Genomic DNA, 556 nt, shown 5'->3' with positions numbered 1-556 from the left:
GCGCACGATCCGCTTGAACAGCTTGTTGTTCTCGTACGCTTCCTTCTGTTCGCGGCGCGTCAGCGCCGGGCGGCCGGCCGGGTCGGCGGCTGCGTCGTGGGTGGCGGCATCGGCCGCCGCGTCATTCATGTGGGGGGCGTTCATGCGCGCTCCTCGTCCTTGATGCGAAAGACTTCGACGCCGACGGCGTCGCAGTCCGGATAAGCGTCCGGTTTCTCGGTACAGACGCGTACCGCGCGCACGGCGTCGTGCGCCAGCAGGTGGGCGGCGATCGCGTCGCACAGCGTTTCCTGCAGGTGGATGTGGCCGCGCGCCACGCATTGCGCGACGCTCTGCTTCATCAGGTCGTAGTCGACGACTTCATGCAGCCGGTCGTCCACGGGAGTGGAGCGCGCGAGCGGCACGAACAGGTCGACGTTGATGACGACGCGCTGCTCGCCGCGCTTCTCGTGTTCGAAGGCACCGATGTTGATGTGCACTTCGTAGTCGCGCAGGTAGAGCCTGCGGCAGTCCGCGAGGCGGGGGTGCAGGAGAGCGGAAAACATGGTCGTCCCAG

1 protein-coding gene and 1 pseudogene are annotated in these 556 nt (G+C 66.9%); both read right to left on the bottom strand.

Annotated features, from left to right (window positions below):
* Nucleotides 1–144, bottom strand: a pseudogene (locus tag L810_RS47945) (tRNA 2-thiocytidine(32) synthetase TtcA); the annotation flags it as partial.
* Nucleotides 141–545, bottom strand: coding sequence for a dihydroneopterin aldolase (locus tag L810_RS42150; RefSeq protein ID WP_006407992.1), 405 nt, complete (start codon nucleotides 543–545; stop codon nucleotides 141–143). The gene L810_RS42150 and the pseudogene L810_RS47945, both read right to left, overlap by 4 nt.
* Between the last annotated feature and the right edge of the window lie 11 nt (nucleotides 546–556).

Origin of the sequence: Burkholderia sp. AU4i (genome assembly GCF_000466765.1) — a bacterium.
Classification (GTDB): Bacteria; Pseudomonadota; Gammaproteobacteria; order Burkholderiales; family Burkholderiaceae; genus Burkholderia; species Burkholderia cepacia.
Note: the sequence above shows the minus strand (reverse complement) of the source record. Positions and strands in the feature narration are given on the sequence as shown.